This window comes from Curtobacterium sp. MCSS17_005 (assembly GCF_003234225.2).
GTDB lineage: Bacteria > Actinomycetota > Actinomycetes > Actinomycetales > Microbacteriaceae > Curtobacterium > Curtobacterium flaccumfaciens.
The window spans coordinates 1,024,480-1,048,191 of record NZ_CP126258.1 but is presented as its reverse complement, the minus strand read 5'-3'; the positions used below and the strand labels follow the sequence as shown (position 1 = coordinate 1,048,191).

Annotated in this window: 21 protein-coding genes; 7 read left to right on the top strand and 14 right to left on the bottom strand. The window is 71.7% G+C overall.

Features of this window, described 5'->3' with window-relative positions; genetic code table 11:
- Window positions 1-25: 25 nt before the first annotated feature.
- On the bottom strand, window positions 26-1,030 hold the full coding sequence (locus tag DEJ20_RS05105) for an aldo/keto reductase family protein (protein WP_111236784.1): 1,005 nt from the start codon (window positions 1,028-1,030) through the stop codon (window positions 26-28).
- A 907-nt stretch (window positions 1,031-1,937) separates the two neighbouring features.
- Between DEJ20_RS05105 and DEJ20_RS05100 the strand changes: the two genes are divergently transcribed.
- From DEJ20_RS05100 to DEJ20_RS05085, 4 genes are all read left to right on the top strand, one after another.
- Window positions 1,938-2,450, top strand: coding sequence for a putative endonuclease domain-containing protein (locus DEJ20_RS05100; protein WP_146245438.1), 513 nt, complete (start codon window positions 1,938-1,940; stop codon window positions 2,448-2,450).
- Window positions 2,451-2,559: 109 nt separating this feature from the next.
- The gene (locus DEJ20_RS05095) at window positions 2,560-3,120 is read left to right on the top strand and encodes a YceI family protein (RefSeq protein ID WP_027464630.1); all 561 of its coding nucleotides are present in this window, start codon (window positions 2,560-2,562) and stop codon (window positions 3,118-3,120) included.
- A 676-nt stretch (window positions 3,121-3,796) separates the two neighbouring features.
- Entirely contained in the window at window positions 3,797-4,363 is a 567-nt protein-coding gene (locus DEJ20_RS05090; RefSeq protein ID WP_027464629.1) for a TIGR03086 family metal-binding protein, read from the top strand.
- Window positions 4,360-5,349, top strand: coding sequence for an aldo/keto reductase (locus DEJ20_RS05085; RefSeq protein ID WP_111235494.1), 990 nt, complete (start codon window positions 4,360-4,362; stop codon window positions 5,347-5,349). Before DEJ20_RS05090 ends, DEJ20_RS05085 begins: the two co-directional genes overlap by 4 nt.
- A gap of 82 nt (window positions 5,350-5,431) precedes the next feature.
- Here the strand turns inward: DEJ20_RS05085 and DEJ20_RS05080 are convergent, their stop codons facing one another.
- Entirely contained in the window at window positions 5,432-6,358 is a 927-nt protein-coding gene (locus DEJ20_RS05080) for an oxygenase MpaB family protein (RefSeq protein WP_111235493.1), read from the bottom strand.
- A gap of 95 nt (window positions 6,359-6,453) precedes the next feature.
- On the opposite strand from DEJ20_RS05080, the gene DEJ20_RS05075 reads away from it, so the two are divergent.
- Entirely contained in the window at window positions 6,454-8,136 is a 1,683-nt protein-coding gene (locus tag DEJ20_RS05075; RefSeq protein ID WP_111235492.1) for a long-chain-fatty-acid--CoA ligase, read from the top strand.
- Between the two features lie 24 nt (window positions 8,137-8,160).
- Here DEJ20_RS05075 and DEJ20_RS05070 read toward each other — a convergent pair whose 3' ends face one another.
- The 4 genes from DEJ20_RS05070 to DEJ20_RS05055 form a co-directional block, all read right to left on the bottom strand.
- Window positions 8,161-9,165, bottom strand: a complete 1,005-nt coding sequence (locus DEJ20_RS05070; RefSeq protein WP_111235491.1) for a DMT family transporter — start codon at window positions 9,163-9,165, stop codon at window positions 8,161-8,163.
- Window positions 9,162-11,063: an APC family permease gene (locus tag DEJ20_RS05065; RefSeq protein ID WP_258377175.1), complete on the bottom strand. Its 1,902-nt coding sequence runs from the start codon at window positions 11,061-11,063 to the stop codon at window positions 9,162-9,164. Before DEJ20_RS05065 ends, DEJ20_RS05070 begins: the two co-directional genes overlap by 4 nt.
- 154 nt (window positions 11,064-11,217) lie before the next feature.
- Window positions 11,218-11,511, bottom strand: a complete 294-nt coding sequence (locus tag DEJ20_RS05060) for a hypothetical protein (protein ID WP_111235489.1) — start codon at window positions 11,509-11,511, stop codon at window positions 11,218-11,220.
- A gap of 11 nt (window positions 11,512-11,522) precedes the next feature.
- The gene (locus tag DEJ20_RS05055) at window positions 11,523-12,917 is read right to left on the bottom strand and encodes a PspC domain-containing protein (protein ID WP_181431556.1); all 1,395 of its coding nucleotides are present in this window, start codon (window positions 12,915-12,917) and stop codon (window positions 11,523-11,525) included.
- Window positions 12,918-13,031: 114 nt separating this feature from the next.
- On the opposite strand from DEJ20_RS05055, the gene DEJ20_RS05050 reads away from it, so the two are divergent.
- Both DEJ20_RS05050 and DEJ20_RS05045 read left to right on the top strand, forming a co-directional pair.
- A complete protein-coding gene (locus DEJ20_RS05050) occupies window positions 13,032-14,267 on the top strand; it encodes an ATP-binding protein (protein ID WP_111235487.1) in 1,236 nt (411 codons plus the stop codon).
- Window positions 14,264-14,926, top strand: coding sequence for a LuxR C-terminal-related transcriptional regulator (locus tag DEJ20_RS05045; RefSeq protein WP_111235486.1), 663 nt, complete (start codon window positions 14,264-14,266; stop codon window positions 14,924-14,926). The genes DEJ20_RS05050 and DEJ20_RS05045 overlap by 4 nt, the downstream gene beginning before the upstream one ends.
- A gap of 55 nt (window positions 14,927-14,981) precedes the next feature.
- Here DEJ20_RS05045 and DEJ20_RS05040 read toward each other — a convergent pair whose 3' ends face one another.
- The 8 genes from DEJ20_RS05040 to DEJ20_RS05005 all read right to left on the bottom strand — a co-directional run bounded on the left by DEJ20_RS05040 (window position 14,982) and on the right by DEJ20_RS05005 (window position 23,640).
- Window positions 14,982-15,830 carry an ABC transporter permease gene (locus DEJ20_RS05040; RefSeq protein ID WP_051596514.1) on the bottom strand — a complete coding sequence of 283 codons (849 nt, stop codon included), beginning with the start codon at window positions 15,828-15,830 and terminating at the stop codon, window positions 14,982-14,984.
- Window positions 15,827-16,828, bottom strand: coding sequence for an ATP-binding cassette domain-containing protein (locus tag DEJ20_RS05035; protein WP_111235485.1), 1,002 nt, complete (start codon window positions 16,826-16,828; stop codon window positions 15,827-15,829). Before DEJ20_RS05035 ends, DEJ20_RS05040 begins: the two co-directional genes overlap by 4 nt.
- A gap of 58 nt (window positions 16,829-16,886) precedes the next feature.
- A complete protein-coding gene (locus DEJ20_RS05030) occupies window positions 16,887-17,678 on the bottom strand; it encodes a hypothetical protein (protein ID WP_111235484.1) in 792 nt (263 codons plus the stop codon).
- Between the two features lie 260 nt (window positions 17,679-17,938).
- Window positions 17,939-19,546 carry an inositol monophosphatase family protein gene (locus DEJ20_RS05025; RefSeq protein WP_111235483.1) on the bottom strand — a complete coding sequence of 536 codons (1,608 nt, stop codon included), beginning with the start codon at window positions 19,544-19,546 and terminating at the stop codon, window positions 17,939-17,941.
- Window positions 19,543-20,619, bottom strand: a complete 1,077-nt coding sequence (locus DEJ20_RS05020; RefSeq protein WP_250897457.1) for an ABC transporter ATP-binding protein — start codon at window positions 20,617-20,619, stop codon at window positions 19,543-19,545. Before DEJ20_RS05020 ends, DEJ20_RS05025 begins: the two co-directional genes overlap by 4 nt.
- A 26-nt stretch (window positions 20,620-20,645) precedes the next feature.
- A complete protein-coding gene (locus DEJ20_RS05015; protein WP_017886992.1) occupies window positions 20,646-21,458 on the bottom strand; it encodes an ABC transporter permease in 813 nt (270 codons plus the stop codon).
- Window positions 21,455-22,489 carry an ABC transporter permease gene (locus tag DEJ20_RS05010; RefSeq protein ID WP_111235482.1) on the bottom strand — a complete coding sequence of 345 codons (1,035 nt, stop codon included), beginning with the start codon at window positions 22,487-22,489 and terminating at the stop codon, window positions 21,455-21,457. The genes DEJ20_RS05015 and DEJ20_RS05010 overlap by 4 nt, the downstream gene beginning before the upstream one ends.
- Complete coding sequence (locus DEJ20_RS05005) at window positions 22,486-23,640, bottom strand: extracellular solute-binding protein (RefSeq protein WP_111235481.1); 1,155 nt, start codon at window positions 23,638-23,640, stop codon at window positions 22,486-22,488. Before DEJ20_RS05005 ends, DEJ20_RS05010 begins: the two co-directional genes overlap by 4 nt.
- Between the last annotated feature and the right edge of the window lie 72 nt (window positions 23,641-23,712).

The window sequence follows — 23,712 nt, the reverse complement described above, 5'->3', positions numbered from 1 at the left end:
CTCCCGTTCGGTCAGTCGGTTGCGTCTACGCGGGGCGCGACGACGGGGACACGTTCTTGGACGCGTCCCGTTCCGGGATGTCGCCGAGTGCCTCGTCGATCGCCGCGAGGGCGTCCGTGTCGAGCTTGACGCCGGCGGCCTTGACGTTGTCGGTGACCTGCTGCGGACGCGAGGCGCCGACGATGGCGCTCGCGACGTTGTCGTTCTGCAGGGTCCACGCGATCGCGAGCTGCGCGAGCGTGAGGCCGGCCTGGTCGGCGACGGGCTGCAGGCGCTGCACGGCTTCGAGGACCTCGTCGCGCATGAACCGCTTGATCATGTCCGCGCCGCCCTTCTCGTCCGTGGCACGGGAGCCCTCGGGCAGGGGCTGACCCGGCTTGTACTTGCCGGTCAGGACGCCCTGCGCGATGGGCGACCAGACGATCTGCGACAGGCCGAGCTGCTTCGAGGCGGGGACGACCTCGCCCTCGATGACCCGCCACAGCATCGAGTACTGCGGCTGGTTCGAGATGAGCTGGAAGCCGAGGTCCTTGGCGAGTGCGGCACCGGCGCGGATCTGCTCTGCGGACCACTCGCTGACGCCGATGTAGAGCGCCTTGCCCTGGCGGACGACGTCGGCGAAGGCCTGCATCGTCTCCTCGAGGGGCGTCTCGTAGTCGTAGCGGTGTGCCTGGTACAGGTCGACGTAGTCGGTCTGCAGTCGCTCGAGCGAGCCGTCGATCGACTCCATGATGTGCTTGCGGCTGAGGCCGACGTCGTTGTGCCCCTTCGGGCCGGTCGGCCAGTAGACCTTCGTGAAGACCTCGAGGGACTGGCGCCGCTCGCCCTTGAGCGCTTCGCCGAGGACGGTCTCGGCGGCGGTGTTGGCGTACGTGTCCGCGGTGTCGAACGTGGTGATGCCGGCGTCGATCGCTGCCCGCACGCACTGGGTGGCGACGTCGTTCTCGACCTGCGAGCCGTGCGTCAGCCAGTTGCCGTAGGTGATCTCGGAGATCTTGAGTCCGGAGTTGCCCAGGTACCTGAATTCCATGGTCCCGACGCTACTGGAGTGAGCGCGCACGTGAGGGGTCCCGCGAGTGCCTGTCGGGGTTGGGATGTGGGGCGGGGTGCGGGGCGGGTGGGTCCGAGGTCGGGTCGGGGTCGGGGTCGGGGTCGGGTCGGTTCGGGGTCGGGTCGGGGTCGGGGCCGGGGCCGGGCCGGGATCGGGTCGGGGTCGGGTCGGGGTCGGTGGTCGGGATCGGGATACGCGAGCGGGCGAAATGCCACGGTGCTCTTGCCAGCGCACCCACACATTTCGCCCGCTCGCCCGGAGGGCAACCCGGGCTGCGGCTTCCGTGCTCCCTGCGATCCCCTCCACCCCGCGAACGGGCGAAAGACCGGGGTGCGGTCGGCGAAGGGCGCGGTGTTTCGCCCGCTCGCGGAAGCAGCCGTCCTCCACAGCGGCGAGAGCGGGCAAGCCGTCCACAGAGGAGGCCCGACTCCCGTCCTCGGGGTCGGCTCGCCGTCACGCTGTGGAGATGACCGCAAGACGCCGACTCCCGATGGCACTCCGCGACGCTTCGTTCCGCGTGCGGGATGCGCTGCACCGAGGCGTTTCGCGTGGCCGACTCGACGCTCGCGATCTCGTCCGCCCGTTCCACGGCATCCGATCAGCGTTCCCACCGGAGTCCGTGGATGAACGCGCGAGAGCGCTCGCTCCTCGGCTCCGCCCCGATCAGGTGTTCAGCCACGTCACCGCAGCAGCGATCATGAGCGTCCCGCTGCCCCGCCGCCTCGAACGGGACCGGCGGTTGCACGTCACGACGATCGGGACCGACCAAGCACTCCGCGTTCGCGGCGCGGTCGGCCACCGAGCCCGGTACGGATCGGTCCGCGCGACGATCGCACGAGGAGTGTCACTGACCACTCCGGCCGACACGTTCGTCGCACTGGGCTCGATGCTGACGCTCGACGAACTCATCGTCGCGGGCGATGCGCTCGTGGGGTGGCTCGGCTGGGCGACGCTCGACGAACTCGCCCAGGCCGTCCGACGACGACGCGGCATTCGCGGGATCGTGAAGCTCCGCCTCGCGCTCGACGAGATCCGGAGGGGATCTCGCTCTCCGGGAGAGACCCGGACACGGCTGGCACTCGTTCGCCGCGGGCTCCCAGAGCCGGCGCTCAACCACGATGTCGTCGTCGACGGGCAGTGGATTGCATGTGTAGACCTCGCCTACCCCGATGCCAGGGTCGCGATCGAGTACGAGAGCGATCTGCACCGCACCGATCCAGCCGCTTTCCGGAAGGACCTGACGCGCGGGGAGCACCTCAAGGACGTGGACTGGTGGCTCGTCAGAGCAACAGCAGACGACCTCGCTCACGGTGTCGAGCGTTTCCTGCACCGCATCCGTCGGCTGCTCGAGGTCGGCGCCAGAGGAGCCCACGACACGCGGTTTGCGACACTCGGGTGAACAATGGTTGACGCTTCAACCAAAACGGTGCACACTGTCGTAGTATCAACTCGATGCAGGCGCATGGAACGCGTCGCACCGCAGACTCTCGTTCGGAAGAAGGACCACCATGACGCTCACCGCTGACACCGTTCCCGGCTACAAGACCGGCACCTGGAAGATCGACCCGACCCACTCCGAGGTCACCTTCTCGGTCCGCCACCTCGCCATCAGCAAGGTCAAGGGCAAGTTCGAGACGTTCGACGCCACCGTCGTCACCGCCGAGAACCCGCTCGAGTCGACCGTCGAGGCCAACATCGACGTCGCGTCGATCAACACCGGCCAGGAGCAGCGCGACCAGCACCTCAAGACGAGCGACTTCTTCCTCACCGAAGAGCACCCGCAGCTGACCTTCCGTTCCACGAGCATCGAGGCGAAGGGCGACGACCTGCACATCGCGGGCGACCTGACCCTGCGCGGCGTCACCAAGCCGGTCGTCCTCAAGGCCGAGCTCGGCGGCTTCACCACGGATGGCTACGGCCAGGTCAAGTTCGGTGCCGAGGCGACCACGAAGATCGACCGCACCGAGTTCGGTGTGAACTGGAACGCGGCGCTCGAGGCCGGCGGGTTCACGCTCGGCAACGACGTCACGATCAACCTCGACGTCCAGTTCGTCCTCCAGGCGGCCTGAGCCACCTCTGACTCAACGCCCGACTAAGGGCACCGAGCGGCACTCCCCGAACCCGAGAAGAACGCCCCGACTCCGCACGGAGTCGGGGCGTTCTTCGTTGCCCGCGCCTGTCCCCTGACCACGAGCGGGCGAAATACCCCGGAGCCTCGTCCTGGCTCGTCAGGCATTCCGCCCGTTCGCGCAAACCGGCACCGAAGTCGACGCCGGTCCCCGCAATCACGCCCACGCCGGCGCCCGTGCCCACGCAAACGCCCAGCCCCACGCCGAACGGCCACGCACGTGGCCACGAGCGGGCGAAAGACCACGCTGATCCCCGTAGCACGCCGGCATTTCACCCGCTCGCCCAAGAACACGAGCGCGAGGTGGGCGAACGGCCCCGGCCGAGATCGGGAGCGCGGCCGAGCGGGCGGAATGCCCGGGACACGGCGGCGACACGTGCGGCATTTCGCCCGCTCGCGCAAGGGGGGCCCCGGCAGCGGGCAGCCGGCAGCGGGCAGCGGGCAGGGCAGCCGGCGGGCAGGGACAAAGGGCACGAGCGGACGAGCGACGGCTCAGCGCCGCCCCCGCGTAACGTTGGCACGTGCGACGGCACCGAGGGGAATCCGCACGCCGGACCCCGAGTTGCACGAAATGCACCAACCAAGAGCACGCCCGCACGACGAACAGGAGCACCACCATGGCCACCGACTGGATCGCGATGCAGGCCCTCGCGGCAGCCGAGTTCGGCCGCCGCGTCGCCGCCGTCACCGACTGGGACGCCCCGACCCCCGACTCCGAGTGGACCACCCGCGACCTCGTCGCCCACGTCGTCGACGAGCAGCGCTGGATCCCGAAGCTCCTGACCGGGTGCGACTACGCCCAGGCCCAGGCCGACCTCGAGCCGATCGGCGACGACCTGGTGGCCGAGTGGCACCGGTTCGCCACCGCGGCGACCGACGCCTGGCGGAACGCCCCGCAGGACACACCCGTGCACCTCAGCACCGACGTCGTGCCCGCCGCGCAGTACCTCACCGAGCAGACGAGCGACATCACGATCCACACGTGGGACCTCGCCCGGGCGACCGGCACCGAGGAGTCCCTGCCCGACGAGCTCGTCCGCGCCGTGTGGGAGTACTTCGAGCCGCAGATCGAGGACCTCGCCGCCACCGGCCTCTACGCACCCCCGGTCGACGTCACCGAGGACTCCCCGCTCCAGGTCCGCCTGCTCGCCGTCACAGGCCGCGATGCCAGAGTGACGGCATGACCACCGACACGAAGCGCCTCGGCAACTCGGGGCTCGAGATCAGCAGCGTCGTCCTCGGCATGATGTCGTACGGCGACCCGGACCGGGGCTCGCACGCCTGGAGCGTCGGCATCGACGAGGCCCGCCCGTTCGTCCGCCGCGCGTTCGAGGCCGGCATCACGACCTTCGACACCGCGAACGTCTACTCGGACGGCAGCAGCGAGGAGATCACCGGCACGCTCCTGGCCGAGCTGGCTCCGCGCGAGGACGTCCAGGTCTTCACGAAGGTCTTCAACCGGATGCGTCCCGGCCGGAACGGCGCCGGGCTGTCCCGCGCGGCGATCATGCACGAGATCGACGCCTCCCTGACCCGGCTCGGCACGGACTACGTCGACCTGTACCAGATCCACCGCTTCGACCCGGTGACGCCGATCGAGGAGACCATGGAGGCCCTCCACGACGTCGTGAAGGCCGGCAAGGCGCGCTACATCGGCGCGAGCAGCATGTGGACGTGGCAGTTCGCCGAGATGCAGCACACCGCCGAGCGCCACGGCTGGACGAAGTTCGTGAGCATGCAGGACCAGTACAACCTGCTCGAACGCGAGGAGGAGCGCGAGATGCTCCCCTTCTGCGAGCACACCGGCGTCGGCGTGATCCCGTGGAGCCCCCTCGCCCGCGGCCGCGTCACCCGCCCCTGGGACGCCTCCGGGTCGGGCTCGCGTGCGCAGACCGACGAGTTCGGCAAGACCCTCTACAAGCAGGACGAGGACGCCAACCGCGCGATCGTCGACGCGGTCGAGGCCGTCGCCGGCGAGCGCGGCATCCCGATGGCGCAGGTCGCCCTGGCCTGGGTCGCCGGCAAGTCCGCGGTCTCCGCGCCCATCGTCGGCGCGACGAAGGAGCACCACATCGACGACGCGGTGGCCGCAGCGTCGCTGACGCTCACCGACGACGAGGTCACGCGACTCGAGTCCGCGTACACGCCCCGGGTGCCGTCGGGTTTCTGACGCCCCCACGAGCGGACGGGAGGCACGGTGCCAGCTGGCACCGTGCCTCCCGTCCGTCAGGTGGTCGCGGTGACGGCCGTGGTCAGGCGACCGCGCTGCCGTCAGCGCGCTGCAGGCGCGCGATGCGCCGCCGCGCGGCTCGTTCGGACCCGGTCTGGTCGTCGAGCACCGCACCGATCCCGTCGAGCACGAGCTTCGTGGTGCGGACCACCGGCAGCTCCACCGGGCCGACGATCGGCGCACGGAGGCCCAGCAGCGACCGGTGCCGCGGGTCGAGCGTGGACACGGCGCCCTGGAACACCGCGTGGTAGCCGGGTCGCAACAGGCGGGACAGCGGCGGGTCCTTGATGAACCGGACGACGTCTCGGGTGCGCGAGTCGACCAGGAGTTCGCCGCGGTCGAGGTACCCGTTCATCTGGGCACGGAGCTCCGCCTCGGACTCGGGCGGGTCGACGATGCGCATGAGGCGCCCGGCCTCGGCCCACTCCCGCACGTACGCGTCGGCGCCCCCGGGGATCGGACCACCCCAGCGCTGGGCGGCGCGGAGGAACGCGTCGGTGAAGGCGAGGTGCACCCAGCGCGCCAGGTCCGGGTCGTTCGCCGCGTAGGGGCGGGTGGTGCCGTGCGCGTCGACGTACTGCCCGCGGACCCGCTCGTGGAGCCGGAGCACCCAGTCGCTGCCGCTGCGGGCGGTCTGCCGGTCGCCGTACGTGACGGTGGCGATCCACCGGCTGGTGCCCGCCAGGCGACCGAACGGGTCCTCGCGGTACCGGGAGTGGTCGGCGACGCCCGCGAGCGCGCCGGGGTGCAGCGCCTGGACGAGCAGTGCCCGCACGCCGGCGACGATGCCGTGGCTCCCGCCGTGCACCGCCCACGTGGCGGAGCCCGGACCGAAGAAGCCCGCGTCGGTGCCGTGTTCCAGGTCGTCCATCCAGGCTTCCGTGCCGGTCGAACCACCCGTGAACGTCTGGTTGAGGCGGGACCGGAAGACGTCGGAGACAGTGGACATGTCGTCATGTTCCGTCCGTCACCTGGGCGCGGGGGTGGCATCGCGCAAAGTGGCCCTCCCAGCGTGCACGGGGGTGGCCCACTAGGTTGGGTCGGGTGAGCATCGACACGCCTCGTCCCTGGCTTGCCTCGTACGCCCCGGGGGTCCCGCACGACATCGAGGAACAGAGTGGTTCCCTGTACGACCTGGTCGAGCAGTCGGCCCGGAAGTTCCCCAGGCAGGTCGCCCTCGAGTTCTTCAAGCGCACCACGAGCTACGCCGACCTCGAGGAGCAGATCCTCCGCGCGGCGAACGGCCTGCGGAAGCTCGGCGTGGGCGCGGGTGACCGCGTCGCCATCGTCCTGCCGAACTGCCCGCAGCACATCGTGGCGTTCTACGCGGTGCTGCGGCTCGGCGCGATCGTGGTCGAGCACAACCCGCTGTACACGCCGCGGGAACTCCGCCACCAGTTCGAGGACCACGGCGCCAAGGTCGCCATCGCCTGGGACAAGTCCGTCGCGACGCTGCAGGACTTCCCGGCCGACGTGCACCTCGACGCGATCGTCTCGGTCGACATCACCCGCGCCATGCCCCGGAGCACCCGGCTCGCCCTGGCGCTGCCGGTCGCGAAGGCCCGGGAGTCCCGCGCGAAGCTGACGGCGAAGGTGCGCGGCACGGTCAAGTGGGACGACCTCGCCGACACCCGCAAGCTGTCGAAGCGGCACCCGCGGCCGGCCACCGACGACGTCGCGCTGATCCAGTACACGTCCGGTACCACCGGGACCCCGAAGGGTGCGGTGCTGAGCCACCGGAACCTGCTGGCGAACGCCGCGCAGGCCCGGGCGTGGGTGCCGCAGATCCGCCGCGGCGACAACGTCGTGTACGCGGTGCTGCCGATGTTCCACGCCTACGGCCTGACGCTCTGCCTGACCTTCGCGATGAGCATGGCCTCGCGGCTCGTGCTCTTCCCCGCGTTCGACCCCGCCCTCGTCCTGACGGCGATCAAGCGCCACCCACCGACGTTCCTGCCGGCCGTGCCGCCGATCTACGCCCGGTTGCAGCACGCGGCCGACTCGGCGAAGGTGTCGCTCAAGGGCATCGAGATCGGCATCTCCGGCGCCATGCCGCTGTCGCAGGACATCGTCGAACCGTGGGAGGCCCGGACCGACGGCTACCTGGTCGAGGGCTACGGCCTGTCCGAGTGTTCCCCGGTCCTGATGGCCAACCCGGTCTCCCCCGAGCGTCGACTCGGATCGATCGGCCTGCCGTTGTCCTCCACCGAGGCGCGCGTGGTCGACCCCGACGACGACACGAAGGTGCTCGGCATCGACGAGCCCGGCGAACTGCAGGTCCGTGGCCCGCAGGTGTTCCGCGGCTACTGGGGCAAGGCCGAGGCCACCGACGAGGTCTTCACGCCCGACGGCTGGTTCCGCACCGGCGACATCGTGGCCATCGGCGCCGACGGGTACGTCCGGATCGTCGACCGCCTCAAGGAACTCATCATCACCGGCGGCTTCAACGTGTCGCCGTCCGAGGTCGAGGACACCCTGCTCAAGCACCCCAGCGTCAAGGAGGTCGCGGTCGTCGGCATCACGCAGGGCGGCAACGAGCAGGTCGTCGCCGCGGTCGTGCCGAAGGACCCCTCGACGTTCGACGGGGCCGCGCTCCGGGCCTGGTCACGCGAGCACCTGGCGGCGTACAAGGTGCCGCGCCGGGTCGTGGTGGTCGAGGACCTGCCGCGCTCGATGATCGGCAAGGTGCTGCGGCGGAAGGTGCGGGACCAGATCCTGGACGGCTGACGCGCGGGCGCCGGGCGGCGCCGCTCAGCTCGCGCGCCGCGTGGGCAGCGCCAGCACGGACAGCCCGGCGACCACCAGCACGATGCCGGCCCATCCGCCGGTCCCCAGGCGCTCCCCCACCACGAGCACCGCGAGCACCGCGGCCACGACGGGCTCGAGCAGGGACAGCAGCGTCGCGACCGACGCCGTCACCGTCCGGAGCCCGAGCGCGTACAGCGAGTGTCCGATCACCGTCGGCACCAGCGCCAGGTACAGGAACACGGGCCAGTTGCCGACGTCGGTCAGGAACGGCCCGCCCGCCACCACGGCGAGCACGACGAGCGGAACCGCGGCCACCCCGAACACCGCGCCGACGAGGCCGCGTTCGTTCGGCCCGCGGGCAGCCCGTGCGGCCGCGACCCCGACGTCCCCGCCGACGCGCATGCTGTCGGGCTCCGCGCGACCGACGGCGATCGGCATCCGACTCGTCGCGGCGTGCATCCCCCGCGCCACCGCCCACGAGTACAGCGCGTACGTCAGGCCGGCGACCAGGGCGCTTCCGACGCCGACAGCGAGTGACCGCCCGCCGTCGTGCTCGGAGCGCGCGAGGGTGACGACGACCATGCCGACCACGCTCACCAGGGTGGCGAGGACCCACCGGCGGGTGACGCGCCTGCGGTCGGCGACCCACTCGACCAGGCCGGCGAAGACGGGCGACGAGCCGATGGCCAGGGTCGTGCCGAGTGCGACCCCGGCGTCGGCGAGGGCCGCGTAGAACGCGACCGCGTAGACCACGAGCGACGCGGCGCCGAGCAGTGCCCAGCCGCGGGTCCGGCGCTGCGTGACGGCACGCAGGGTGCCGCGGCCCGCGGTCGCGGCGAGGACGAGGCCGCCGAGCCCGAAGGTGACCGCACCGAACACGAACGCCGGCACACCGGGCGCGAAGTGCGTCGCGGTCCCGGTGGTGCCCCAGACCGCCGCGGCGACCGCGATCGCCGCCAGGCCGCCGACGGGCCTGGAGGCACGCCCTGCGCCCGGTCCGTGGCTCACGAGACGTGGACGCTCGGCCGTCGGTTGACCTCGGGTTCCGCTTCGCGCAGGACCTCGCGCGTGACGGGGGCGACGTCGCCGGCGCCGGTGAACACGAAGCGCAGGGCGTTGCGGATCGGGCTGCCCTCGTTCCACTCGAAGTAGATGCTCGGCACCACCCCGGCGAGGTCGCGGATGGCGAGGAGCGTCGACGCGATGGTGTTCGGGACGTTGCCGGAACGGACCTTCAGCACGCGGAACCCGTGGATGACGTGGCCTTCGACCACCAGGTCCTCTTCGAAGTCGGAGGAGTCGGCCGGCAGGACCTCGAGGAACATCGTCGGCACGCGGGCCGGGATGCCGGAGTCGCGGCGTTCCTCGCGCCCCTTCGCCCGGTACGCCTCGGCGGTGCCGGCACCGGGTTCGTTCGCGATGATGCAGACCGAACTGAACTGGTCGGCGTCGGCCTCGACGAACTGGCGGGCGGTCGCGTCGAGCTCGATCGACGACGCCCGGAGCTCGAATGAACGCCGCACGCGCGAGATGAGCGACACCACGACGATCGCGATGATGAAGATCGCCGCGATCCGCACGCCGTCGGGCCGCTCGATGACGTTGGCGACCGTGGTGTAGACGAACACGACCGAGATCACGCCGAACGCGATGGTGCGCTTGCGCTGCTGCTTGCGGCGCGCGGACAGCGTCACCGCGACCGCGGCACTCGTGATGAGCACCAGCACGCCGGTGGCGTAGGCGCCGCCCTGCGCGTCGACGTCGGCCTGGAAGATGATCGTGATGACGAACGCGATGAGCGTGAAGATGATCACGAGCGGACGCACCGCACGCGCCCACTGCGGTGCCATGCCGTAGCGGGGCAGGAACCGCGGCACCAGGTTGAGGAGTCCCGCCATCGCGCTCGCGCCGGCGAACCACAGGATGGCGACGGTCGAGAAGTCGTAGATCGACCCGAACACGCCGCCCATGTACTCGTGCGCCAGGTAGGCCAGGGCACGCCCGTTCGCACCGCCGCCCGGCTGGAACTCGCGCTGCGGGATGAGGAACGTCGTCACGATCGACGACGTGATGAGGAACGAGCTCATGATGAGCGCCGCGACGGTCAGCAGTCGCTTGGTGCCACGGATCCGGCCCTCGGGTCGGTCGCTGGTGTCGTCGCTGGCGTCACCGCGGACCTGCGGCATCACCGCGACGCCGGTCTCGAACCCGGAGAGCCCGAGCGCGAGCTTCGGGAACACGATCAGGGCGATGCCGACCATCACGAGCGGGTTGCTGTGCTGCGCCGTCAGCCCGGACCACCAGTCGCTCGCCACCATCGGGTTCTCGAACACGTGCCAGAGGGAGACGATGATGACCACGGCGTTCAGGGCGAGGAACACCGCGACGAGCCCGACCGCGATGCCGATGGCCTCCTTGAACCCGCGCAGGAACACGATGCCGAGCAGGAGCAGCAGCGCCAGGGTGAGCGGCACCGGGATCTCGGTGAACCAGTGCGGCGTGTATGGGTTCTCGGCGATGTGCGCCGTGGCGTCGGCCGCCGACAGGGTCATCGTGATCATGAAGTCCGTCACGGCGAACCCGAGCAGCACCAGCACGAGGAGCTTGCCCGCCCACCAGGGCAGGAGCTTCTCGAGCATCATGATCGACCCGGCGCCCCGGAAGCTGTCGTGGGCGATCCGGCGGTAGACCGGCAGCGCCCCGAACAGCGTGACGAGCACGAGGACGATCGTCGCGATCGGCGACAGCAGACCCGCGGCGAGCGCGGCGATGGCGGGCTGGTACCCGAGGGTGGAGAAGTAGTCGACGCCGGTCAGGCACATGACCCGCCACCACGGGTGGGTCTTCTCGACCTCGACCTGGTGCGGGCCCTGGTGCGAGGCGCCCTGGTCGGCCCCGTGCAGCATCCACCGGCGCAGGCGGGTGCTGCGGTCGAGGGGCTGCTCGGTGGCGTCGCGCTGGGCGGCCCGCTCGGCGTCTGTCGCGGTCACGTGGATGATGCTAAGCCGTCCGGGTGGCCCCCGTGCACACCTGGACGGCCCTGTGCACGGAGCGGTCCGACTAGCGCCGTGTGCGGGACAGGGCCGCCACGATCCCCGCCACGATCAGCAGCACACCGGCGGCGATGCAGGCGGCCAACAGCAGGGTCGTGGTGTCCACTGAGAACATCGGCAGCGCACTCACGGCCATCGCTCCGGCGAACACCAGGAGCAGCACGCCCCAGAGGATCGTGCCGAAGCGTGCACCACCTCGCCGGGGCCGTGCCGTGTGCCCGTCCGGAGCCACCGGAGAGGCCATCGGTGCAGTCGTCTCGTCGTTGGTCGTTCCGTCGTTCGTCGTGCTGTCCGTCGTCATCGTCCCGTTCCTCACTCGCCGACCGTGATCGCCCGCGGCACCTCGACGCCACCACCGAGGATCCACAGGTGCACGGTCGTCGTCTCGTCCGCATCGGCCGTGCGTGCCGCACGGTTCTCGAGCGTGGTGGTCCGGAGCACCCCACCGGTGCCGTCGTCGTCGCCTCCGCCGGTGTCGATCCCGTAGCCGACACCGCTCACCTCGACCCGCACCGGCAGGTCGGTCGGCAGCAGCACCTCGGCTCCGCCGGCGCCCAGCCAGAGGCTGACGTCGCCCCCGACCGCCGACGGTTCGAGCCCGCGGAGGTCCAGCGTCGGACCGCCGGCCAGCATCGCGAAGTCCCGTCCGATCCCCGGCGCAGCGCGTTCGACCTGCCACGTGGTGCCGCCGATCAGCGAGACCTGGGTGCCGGCGGGCAGGACCCCGGTGACCACGAGGGCCACCGCGGCGACCGTCGAGAACAGTCCGAGCACACCGTCGTCACGGCCCCGGACCCCGGCGACGATCGTCGCGACCGCCAGCACAGCGAGCGCGGCAGCGATCCCGAGGACCGGGACGGACCACCCGGCCTGCTGCGCCCAGAACGTGACCCCGGCTCCGGCGACGAGCGCGAGTCCGAGGGAAACGGCGACGTACGCCGCCCCGGGTCGCCGCTCCACCCGCTCGGCCCGCCGTTCGGCCGCCCGCTCGCGTTCGGCGCGCATCCGCTCCTCGTGCTGCCGTCGCCGGTCCTCGGGGCTCGCGGGTGCACCCCACTGCCAGGAGGCCCGTCCCGCGTCCGTCGCGCTGGTCGCCTCCGCGGTCCACGCGTTCCGGGCCGGGTGCGGCTCCTCGGGGCTGGTCCAGAAGTCACCCCGCGGTGCGGCGCTCGGGTCGGTGCCGGTGCCGGTGCTCGCGGTCCGGTCGCCGTCCACCCCGCGTCGGGCCAGGACCACGATGAGCCAGACGATCCCGCCGACGAGCACGATGCTCCACGCCGTGGCCAGGGTCGCCTCGAGCCACCCGGGCATCCCCCAGGCGTCCGGGACCCCCTGCCACCAGAGACCCCGGGCCGCGGGCACGAAGGTCAGTGCCACGAGCGCGCCGATCGCGATGAGCGCCGGGTCGAGGACCCCGCGGATCATCCGTTCGACGTGGATGCGTCCGGCGGTGTCGGGCAGCAGCGCCCAGCCGACGGCGTAGGCGAGGAAGACCGGCCCGCCCAGCAGCGCGACGACGATCGTCACGCCGCGGACCACGAGGGGGTCGAGCCCGGTGCGGCGGGCGACGGCACCGCACACGCCGGCGAGCCAGCGGTCGTCGGTGCGCGCGATGCCGAGGCCGCGGACCCAGTCGAAGAACCGGGTCGTCGAGTCGGCGCTGCCGGCGGCGGTGCCGGGAGCGGAGTCGTGCTGGTGATCGGTCATGGCCACCAGCATCCCGGCAGTGCTGCGCCGACACCATCGGGGTTCCCCCTGACCGGTCCCTGATTCCGGCCCCGGACCCTGCTGTGGCGGCCGTCCGGGTGCCAGGATTGCCCCATGGCCACCGCGACGATGACGCGCCCGACCCCCAGGGTCGTCGGCGGGGTCTGCAGCGGGTTCGCGGCGCACACCGGGTTGCCGGTCGGGGCCGTCCGGCTCGCCACCGCGGTCCTGGTGGTCTGCGGTGGCGCCGGGCTGCTGCTCTACGCCTGGCTCTGGGCGACCGTGCCGAGCGCCGCCGTCGGGGCAGCCGCCGGACGCGCACCGCTCAAGTCCGTGCTGACCCCTGCCGCCGTCGTCGACCAGGACGAGGCCACCGCGTCCCGCCGGCGTGCCCCGGTCGTCGAGATCCTGCTCGGCGTGGCCCTGCTCGCCGCCGCCGGCGCCGTCGTCGCGGCACGGATGGGCGCGGCGGTCCCCCTCGAGGTCATCGTCCCCGGCGTCGTGGTCGTCACCGGCGCCGCACTCGCCTGGCGGCAGTTCGACGCGCTCCGCAACGTCCGCACCGCCGGGTCGTCCGCCCTCGTCGTCCGGGCGCTCGGGGCCCTGGTGCTCGTCGTGCTCGGCATCCTGCTGTTCTTCACGACGAGCAGCCGCCCGAACGTCTGGACCGTGCTCACCGCCGCGGTCGCCGTCCTGGTCGGGGTCGCCGTCGTCGTCGCCCCGTGGGTGGTCCGGCTCGTCCGCGACCTCGCCGAGGAACGCGCCGCCCGCGTCCGCGACCTCGAGCGGGCCGAGTTCGCGGCGCACCTGCACGACTCGGTGCTGCAGACCCTCGCCCTCATCCAGCAGAAGGCCGAGCCGGGTTCGGACGCGGCGCGGTTGGCGCGGGCACAGGAGCGCGAGCTGCGGTCCTGGCTCTTCACCGAACAGGCGGAACCGGCCCGCGACCTCGGCGCGCAGCTGCGGGACACCGCCGTGGACATCGAGGCCGAGTACCCCGCCCGCATCGAGGTCATCGCGGTCGGACCCGCCCGCAGCGACCTGCCGGACGGGCTCGTCGCCGCCGCCCGCGAGGCGATGCTCAACGCCGCCCGGCACGCCGGTGGGACCGTGAGCGTGTACGCCGAGACCGCCGGCGACCGGGTCGAGCTCAGCATCCGCGACCGCGGCCCGGGCTTCGACGTCGACACGGTGCCGGCGGGCCGGTACGGCGTCCGCGAGTCGATCGTCGGCCGGATGCAGCGCCTCGGCGGCCACGCGACCATCGCGCCGGGGCCGGGCCGCACCGGCACCGAGGTCCGGCTGACCCTGCCGCTCGCACCCGCGGCGCACGACGAGGAGCACGCATGACCGAGCCCGCCCCGTTGACGGTCGCGATCGTCGACGACCACTCCATCTTCCGAGCCGGCGTGCGCGCCGGGCTGCCACCGGGCCTCCAGGTCGTGGGTGAGGCCGCGACCGTCGACGAGGCGGTGACGCTCGTCGCGGCCACGCGCCCGCGCGTCGTCCTGCTCGACGTGCACCTGCCGGGCGGCGCTGGCGGCGGCGGTGCCGAGGTGATCACGCGGTCCGCGCCGGAGAACCCGGACACCCGGTTCCTCGCGCTGAGCGTGTCGGACGCCGCCGACGACGTGGTGCGGGTCATCCGCGCCGGCGCCCGCGGGTACATCACGAAGAGCTCGTCGAGTGCCGAGGTCGCCGAGGCCGTCGCCCGCGTGGCGGACGGGGACGCGGTGTTCTCACCGCGCCTGGCCGGCTTCGTGCTCGACGCCTTCGGAGCGGTCAGCGGCGAGACGGCGCAGCACGACGCCGAGCTGGACCGCCTGTCCGCGCGCGAGCAGGAGGTCATGCGGCTCATCGCGCGCGGGTACGCCTACAAGGAGGTCGCGACGGCGCTGTTCATCTCGGTGAAGACCGTCGAGACACACGTGTCGAAGGTCCTGCGGAAGCTCCAGCTGTCGAACCGGCACGAGCTGACCGCGTGGGCGCTGCAGCGCAAGCTGCTCTGATCACTTCGCGCTGATGCGGGGGTGGATGGCGCAGCCTTGTTGACCGCCCATGGCCTCACTTCGCGCTGATGCGGGTGTACTTGTTCACCGCCCACGGGACGAAGACCACGAGCATCACGGCGATCCCGATCAGGACGGTCAGCACGGGGTGCTGCATCGTCCAGATGTCCGGCACCGGGGCAGACCCGACGTTGCCGAACAGCTCTCGCGCGGCCTGCACGAGCGACGACACCGGGTTCCACTCCGCGAACACGCGCAGCACCAGCGGCAGGGTGTCGCTCGGCACGAACGCGTTCGAGATGAACGTCAGCGGGAACAGGATCATGAACGAGGCGTTGTTGATGACTTCGGGCGTCTTGACGCTCATGCCGAGCAGCGCCATCACCCAGCTGAACGCGTAGCTGAACAGCAGCAGCAGGGCGATGCCCGCCAGGAACTCGAGCGGCGACGAGTTCACCCGCCACCCGACCGCGAGCCCGGTGAGCATCATGATCGCCATCGAGATCGAGTTGAGCACGAGGTCGGAGTTGGTCCGCCCGACCAGTACCGCGGACGCCGACATCGGCAGCGTCCGGAACCGGTCGATCAGCCCCTCCTTCAGGTCCTGCGCCATCGCCGACCCGGAGAACGTCGCACCGAACACCACGGTCTGCGCGAAGATCCCCGCCATCAGGAACTGCGTGTAGTCGGTGCCCTGCACCTGGATGGCGCCGCCGTACACCTGGCTGAACAGCAGCACGAACATGATCGGCTGCAGCACGGCGAACACGAGCATGTCCGGCGACCGCTTGAGCTTGATGAGGTTCCGCTTGGTGACGGTCCAGCCGTCCTCGACCCAGACGGCGAGCGGCGAGGTGACGACGACGGGCAGCTGGCGGCCCGGCGCGAGGGACGTGGTGGTCATCGGGCCGTCTCCTTCTGCTTGGTGGCCGCGGGTTCGTCGGCGTCGTCGTCCGTCGCGGCGTGCCCGGTCAGGCGGAGGAAGACGTCGTCGAGGGTCGGGCGCCGCATGCCGGCGTCGTGGAGTTCGATGCCGGCCTCGCCCAGGTCGGCGAGCACGCGCTGCAGGGCTGCCGGACCGGCCTCCACCGCGATGGCACGGGTGCGGCCGTCGCCCGAGGCCTCGACCTCGCCGACCCCGTACCGCCGCAGCACCGTCGTCGCCGCGTCGCCGTCGGCCTCGTCGACCAAGGTGACGACCACCCGGTGCCCGCCGACCTGCGCCTTGAGCTGGTCAGCGGTGCCCTCGGCGATGACGGCCCCGTCGTCGATGACCGCGATGTCGTCGGCGAGCCGGTCGGCCTCTTCCAGGTACTGGGTGGTGAGGAGCACCGTCGCCCCCTCGGCCACGAGGTCCTCGATGATGCCCCAGAGCGCCAGACGGCTTCGGGGGTCGAGGCCCGTCGTCGGCTCGTCGAGGAACAGCACGCGCGGGTTCATCACCAGCGCCCCGGCGAGGTCGATGCGTCGCCGCATGCCGCCGGAGAAGCCCTTCACCGGACGGTCCCCCGCCTCGGACAGGTCGAAGACGTCGATGAGCTCCCGGGCACGATCGCGTGCCGTCCTGCGGCCCAGGTGGTAGAGCCGCCCGATCATCTCGAGGTTCTCGAACCCGGTCAGGTTCTCGTCGACCGCCGCGTACTGCCCGGACACCCCGATGGACCGCCGAGTGGCCTGCGGGTCGGCGATCACGTCGATGCCGTCGATCGTCGCGGTGCCCGAGTCGGGCGTGATGAGGGTCGTCAACACCTTCACCACCGTGGTCTTGCCCGCGCCGTTCGGCCCGAGCAGTGCCTTCACGGTGCCCTGCGGCACCGACAGGTCGAGTCCGGCCAGTGCGTGCACCGGCCCGGACTTCGACTTGTAGGTCTTCGTCAGCCCGGAGGCTTCGATGATGGCCATGTCGCTCCTTCGTCGACCACACAACATATCAGTGGATCGGTGGAGCGACGGACGTCACTCAGACATCGAAGTCGCCACCACCGAAGTCGCTGAAGCCACCGCCGAAGTCGGATCCGCTGTCGCCCCAGCCCGCATTGTCGAAGCCGCCGCCGTCGGATGCGCCGCCGTCGGACGCCCCGGCATCGCCGGATTCAGCACCAGTGTCCTCCGAACCACCGTCACCCGCAGCGTCGGTACCGCCATCGAACGAACCGGGGTCCGGCAGGAACGCGCTCATGATCGCCGAACCGATGACGTAGCCGGCCACGGTCCCGAGGATCGAGGCACCGATCATGCTGCCGAACGACGGGCCGCCGCGCTGGCTGCCGAAGCGTCCGCCGCCACCGCCGACGCCGCCGAGCGAGCGCTCCATGAAGCCCGGCTGGCGGATCTCGGAGCGCGTCGCCGACTGGGCGAGCGAGCGCGGATCGTCGCCACGCGGCGCCTCACCGGGAGGCGCGGTCCGGGTGAACTCGTCGTAGACCATGCGCCGCTGCTCGTCGGTCAGCTTGGCGAAGGCCTCGGCGTGGACCTCTTCGATGCGCTCCGGCGGTGCCGTGCGGAGCAGGTAGCGGTAGCGCTCGACCGCACGCTCGTCGTCGGTCGTCGCGCCCTGCTGCTGCGTCGGTGCACCGCCCCACTGCGGGACGCCGTACTGGCCGCCCTGCGGTGCGGACGGCGCCGGCTGCTGGTAGGACTGCTGGCCGTACCGGTAGCCCTGCTGCTGCGGCGGCTGCCCCCACTGGTTCTGCTGTGCGTCAGCGGATCGGTCACGCTCCGGACGTCCGAGCAGGCGGTCGAGGAATCCCATGGTCGATGCTCCTTCGGGTGCACGGTGGGTCCGGTCGGACCCGTCGTGGACTGCAACACTACGAACCCCCGGCGTCCGATGACTGAGCGCCCGCTCAGAGTCGGCCGGGAGGCGCGTGCCGGGCCGGCACCGCGCCTCCCGCCCGCACCGTGCGCACCTCCGCACCCCGTGCACGGTTCCCAGCCCCGTGCGCGCTTGCAGCACCGCACCCAGCAGCCACCCCCGCACCGGATCACAGACCCCGCACCGTGCGCCGCGGCTCACCCCGCGGCGAGCGCCGCCGTCCACACCGCGTGCAGCTCGTCCGCGGCCCCCGGGTGCGCCACGAGGAACGGCTCCCCCACGGGTGGGAAGCCCTCCACGGGGCCGGACGGCGTCAACACGACGCCCCCGGCCTCGTGCACGAGCAGCACCGCGGCGCCGTGGTCGACCGGGTTGAACGCCGAGACGCAGCCGCCGATCCCCCGCCCCGCCGCGACCTGGGCGATCGTCAACGTGCCCGATCCCTGCACCCGGAGCGTGCACGACCGGTCGGCCAGGGCGTCGAGGAACGCCCCGAACCCCGGCCACGGGCGGTGTCCGTCGAGCTCGGTGCCGACGACGGCGCCGGCGAGCGGCCGGGGTGTGTCGTCGAGTCGGAGCTGGCGGTCGCGCAGGGTGGCGCCGCGGCCACGTCGGGCCTCGAGCACCTCGCCGCGCCAGGGGTCCGCGACGACCCCGACGAGCGGACGGCCACCACGGGTCAGGCAGAGCGACATCGAGGTCCAGGGCACACCGTTCGCCAGGTTGGTGGTGCCGTCGACGGGGTCGAGGAACCAGCGGTGCCGGTCACCGGGGGCCTCGCCGTACTCCTCGCCGGTGAACCCGTGCGTCGGGAACACCATCCGCACGCGGGAGCGGACGTGCTGCTCCACCAGGCGGTCGACGTCGGTGACCAGGTCGGCGGGGTTCGCCTTGGTGTGGACCTCGCTGACCGGGTGTTCGCGCGTGTAGGCGATGACCTCGTGGGCGATGCGGTGGGCCAGGGCCTGGGCGCGCGAGGCGACCTCGGTCTCGGTGGGCTCGCGGTCGCGCTCGGGCCAGCCGTCGCGCTCCGCCGCCGACAGGGCTGCCCCGATGGACCCGACGTCGTTCGTGGTGATCGAGTCGACACCGAGCCGGGCTGCCCAGATGGCGGGCTCGACGTCGTCGATGGTCCAGACGGCGACGCGCAGGCCCAGGGCGTGCGCGACCTCGACGGTGCGCGGGGTGAGGAACGCGACGTCGAGGTTGAGCGTCGACGGCTCGAGCGCCTCGAGGTCCGCCGACACGGGCGGATCGAGCGACTCCCACGCCAGCCAGACGTCGGCGTCGGGCAGCACGGAGCGGACGACCGCCATCGCCGCCGGCGCCCCGCACCAGGCCACCGCGGTGGAACCGGTGAAGCCCGCGACGGTGCGGGCGGCGACCAGGGCGTCCTCGGCGTCGGTCAGGTCGACGAGCAGGGTGGACCGGCAGCCGTCGAGGCGTTCGAGCGCGCCGTCGAGCCGCGGGATCCGGTCGAGGCCGTTGCCGAGCCGGGCGACGTCGCACCAGTCGACGTCGGACACCCGGCGGGCGTCGCCCCACATCCGGCCGAGGGTCTCGTCGTGCAGCAGGACGGCGACGCCGTCGGCGGTGCGGCGGACGTCGACCTCGATGACCTCGGCGCCGAGCGCCTCGGCGACCGCGATGGCGGGCAGGGTGTTCTCACGCCGGACGCGCGGCGCACCGCGGTGGGCGACGAGGCGTGGCGGACGCACGCCGGGCCTCCCGTCCGGACTGGTCGAGATCACACGGTCGACCGCAGCCGCAGCGGAGACCGTCGACGTCGGGACCCCGGCGCTCATCGGGCGACCTCGAGCAGCACGCCGTCGCGGTGGACGAGCACCTCGCCCAGGCGCACCCCGGTCTCGGTGCCGACCGCCGGCGGTGGCCCGGTGACGTAGGCGCGGAGCTCCGCGCCGTCGGTGCTGAGCACGACCTCGGCGAAGTGCCCCCGCATGAGCACCCGCGCGACCGTCGCGCGGATCGGCGAGTCGTCGGTGAGCACGACCTGCTCAGGGCGGACCAGCACCGTGTCGGCCGCCGTCGGGCTGACCGACGTGCCGGCGAGGAACCGGCCGGTGACGACGCTCGTCGACCCGATGAACGACGCGACGAAGCTCGTGGCGGGGCGGGCGTAGAGCTCGGTCGGGGTCGCGATCTGCTCGATGCGGCCGTCGTGCATCACGGCGATCCGGTCGGAGATGCTGAGCGCTTCGTCCTGGTCGTGGGTCACGATCACGGTCGTGATGCCGAGCCGCTGCTGGATGCGGCGGATCTCGTCGCGGACGCTCACGCGGAGCTTCGCGTCGAGGTTCGACAGCGGCTCGTCGAGGAGCAGGACGTCCGGCTCCTGCACGATGGCGCGGGCCAGGGCCACGCGCTGCTGCTCACCGCCCGAGATCGCGGTCGGCTTCGAGCCGGCGTGGTGGCTGAGGCCGACGAGCTCGAGCGCGTCGCGCACCCGCTCGGCGACCCGCTGCTTCGGCACCCGTCGGGTCCGCAGCGGGAACGCGACGTTCTGCGTCACCGTCATGTGCGGCCAGAGCGCGTAGTTCTGGAACACCATCGCGCTCGGCCGGCGCTCCGGCCCGAGCGACGTGACGTCGCGGTCCCCCATGGTCACGACGCCGCCGTCGGCGGGCAGGAACCCCGCCACCATGCGGAGCGTCGTGGTCTTGCCGCAGCCGGACGGCCCGAGGAGCGAGACGAGCTCGCCCTTCGCGACGTCGAGGTCGATGCCGGCGACGACGTCGCGCCCGCCGAGCGTCTTGCGCAGTCCGCGGATGGTGAGGCCGCCGGATCGGGTCCGGTCCGTCGTGCTGCCGTCGGCCTGGAGGCCCGGTGCGCGTTCCGCGACGAGCGTTGCGTCCGTCATCTGGTCGCCTTTCGTGCTGGTGTGGGTCATCGGATCTGGAAGCCGTCCGCCAGGCGGCCGCCCATGATGTGCTTCCGGGCGAGCAGCAGCAGGACCACGGACGGGATGCTCAGCGCGATCGCGAACACCGCCGAGACCTGGCGCGGGGAGTTCAGGACGAGCGAGTACATCGCCGTCGGCATCGTCATGTACGTCGGGGCGCCAACCAGGTACGTGCCCTGCGCCTCGTCGAAGGACGCCAGGAACGACATCACCATCGCGACGAGGATCCCGGGCCAGGCGATCGGGAACGTCACCTTCCAGAAGGTGCGCCAGCGGCTCGCCCCGGCGTCGCGGGCGGCTTCCTCGAGGGACCGCGGCACGGCCGAGAAGGCTGCGGCGGGCAACCACGTCATGAACACGACGCAGCCCAGGACGTGGACGATCAGGATGCCGGTGACCGTGTTCATGAGGTTCAGCGCGGTGAACATCGCCGACATCGTGACGAAGAGGCCCATCTTCGGGAACGCGTTCGTGGCGAACAGCCCGACGAGCACGAGCCGCCGCCCCGGGAACTCGATGCGGCTGATCGCCCACGCTGCGGGCAGGCAGACGACCGCGGCGATGAGGACCGTGAGCGGGGCGAGGACGAGCGAGTTCTGCACCGCCACGGCCAGGCTGCGGTCCTCGAACACGGTGCCCCACCACTGCAGGGTCCAGCCGTCGGGCAGCAGGTTCGGGTAGGTCCACGTCGTGGCGAAGGCCCGAGCCGCCAGCCAGACGAGCGGCCCGAGGATGAACACGGCCAGCACGATCGCCGTCGCCCAGACGAGGGCATTGCCGGTCAGACGCTTGATCACTGCTGCTCCTGACGCTTCTCGTCGAGCTCGCCCGCGTTCGAGCGGACCGTCGAGCGGAGGTAGAAGACGCTCGCGGCCGCGGCGAACGCGAACACGATGAACGCCATCGCCGTCGACTGCTGCGGACGGTTGTAGGCCTGGAAGTACTTCGAGATGTCGACGCCGAGCATCGTCGGCGCGTTCGGACCGGTGAAGTACGGCACGGTGAACGAACCGAGCACCCCGATCACGGTGAACGTCGTCGCGATGACGAGCGGGGTCGCGGCCATCGGCAGGAGCACCTGCCAGACGACACGCCAGGTGCTCGCCCCGGCGTCCTTCGCGGCCTCGACCAGGGCGTCCGGGGTGCCCTGCAGCGCCCCGGCGATCATGAGCACCGCGAACGGCAGGCTGGTCCAGACGCTGCCGAACACCACGGCGACGAGGGTGTAGCCCCACACCGGGACGTCCAGGCCGAACTGCGCACCGAGGCTCCGGAGGAACCCCTGCGCGTCGGTGAACGTCAGGATCGACCAGCTCGCGATGACCACCGGCACGAAGATCGGCACCACGGCCAGGACGCTGAGGGTCTTGCCGAGGAAGCCTCCGCGGAGCCGCAGGATCACCGCGACGACGACGGCGAGCCCCACGGTCAGGCCGGTCGACAGCGCGGTGACCCCGAGCGTCGCGACCAGGTCACGCAGGAACGTGGCGTTGCCGAGCAGGGTCGCGTAGATCGCGAACGAGAAGCCGCGCACGGTGTCGCCGCCGATGTCGGCGAGCGCCTGGTTGAGGCCGCCCGTGAACCCGAGGCTGAACAGGGCGGCGTTCACCACCGGGACGCCGACGAACAGGACGACGACCAGCACCGGGGCGGCGACGAGGGCGAGGCCCTGCCACCGCCGGCGGCGGGCCAGCCGCTCCTGCGCCGTGCGCCCGCCGGCGGGGTGCGCCGGGCCCTGGGCGTGGGGCGGGACGGGCGGGAGGCCCATGGCGGAGTCGCCACGGGCCTCCCGACCGGTTGCCGGGCCGTCCTGGACGGTCTGGGTCACTGCGGGACCTTCGCGTCCCACGCCGCGTTCATGTCGGCGGCGAAGTCGCTCTGGAACCCGAGGCGGAGTTGCGAGGGGTTCGCGTCGGCGAACTGCTCGGCGACCGACGCCGGCAGGCTGTCGAGCGGGATCACCGGGTAACCGGAGACGGCGCTCGCGACGAGCTGCTGCCCCTTCGCGCTGAGCACGAAGTCGGCGAGCTTCTCGGCTGCCGCCTTCTTGGCCTTCGGCTCGGTCTTGGGGATGCCGAGGAAGCTCGCGCTGCCGGTGAACGACGGGTCGTCGATCTGCACGGCCTTGACGGTCTTCGGGATGATGCCGGTCTTCTGCGAGGTGATGAACTGGTCGCTCCAGACCGGGGCCATCGCGATCTGGCCGCTGCCGAGCAGCTGCACGACCTGGTCGTTGCCGTTCGGGTAGACGCCCTTCTGGTACGTCGACGGGCCGAGGTCCTTCAGGGCCGCGAAGCCCTTGTCCCACTTCGACTCGAGCGACTTGTCGTACTTCGTCTGCATCGTCTCCTGCTCGGCGGGCGTCAGGTACTTCGCGAGCACCGTGGCCACGAACGAACCACCCGAACCGCCGGACGACGGGGAGTTGTAGGCGAACTCGCCCGGGTTGGCCTTGATCCAGGCGAGCAGGTCGTCGAGGGTCTTCGGCGGGTCCGTGACCTTTGTCGCGTCGTACGCCAGCAGCACGCTCGAGGCGCGGTACGGGATGGCGCTGTCGCCGCCCTGCTGCTTCGTGGCGTCCGGGACGTCCTTGAGGTTCGGGATCGTGCTGTCGCTGACCGGCGCCATCAGCCCGGCCTTGCCGGCGGTGGTGACGAAGCCGGCGTCGACGAGGTCGTACGCGACGGACTTGCCGGCCTTGACCGCGGTGGCGAGGTTCGCCTGGGTCTGGGCGTCGTGCTCGCCGTGCAGGTCGATGCTGGTGCTGACGTGGATCTTCGGGTTCGTCTTCTCGAAGGCGGGGATGAGCGACTTGTCCCAGAGGTCCTGGACGTTGGTGTCGCCACTGATGAACACGGTGAGGTCGGTGGTGCCGTCGGTGTCGGAGACGTTCGAGGCGTTGGCGCTCTGGACGCAGCCGGAGAGTGCGACGGTCGCGGCTGCCGCGATGGCGAGGCCGGCGAGGACTCGGGTCTTCACGTGGGTTCTCCCTGTTCCGTGGTGCGTGGGGTGGTGCGGGGTGGGGGCGTGCGGGTGTGCGGGTGTGCGGGT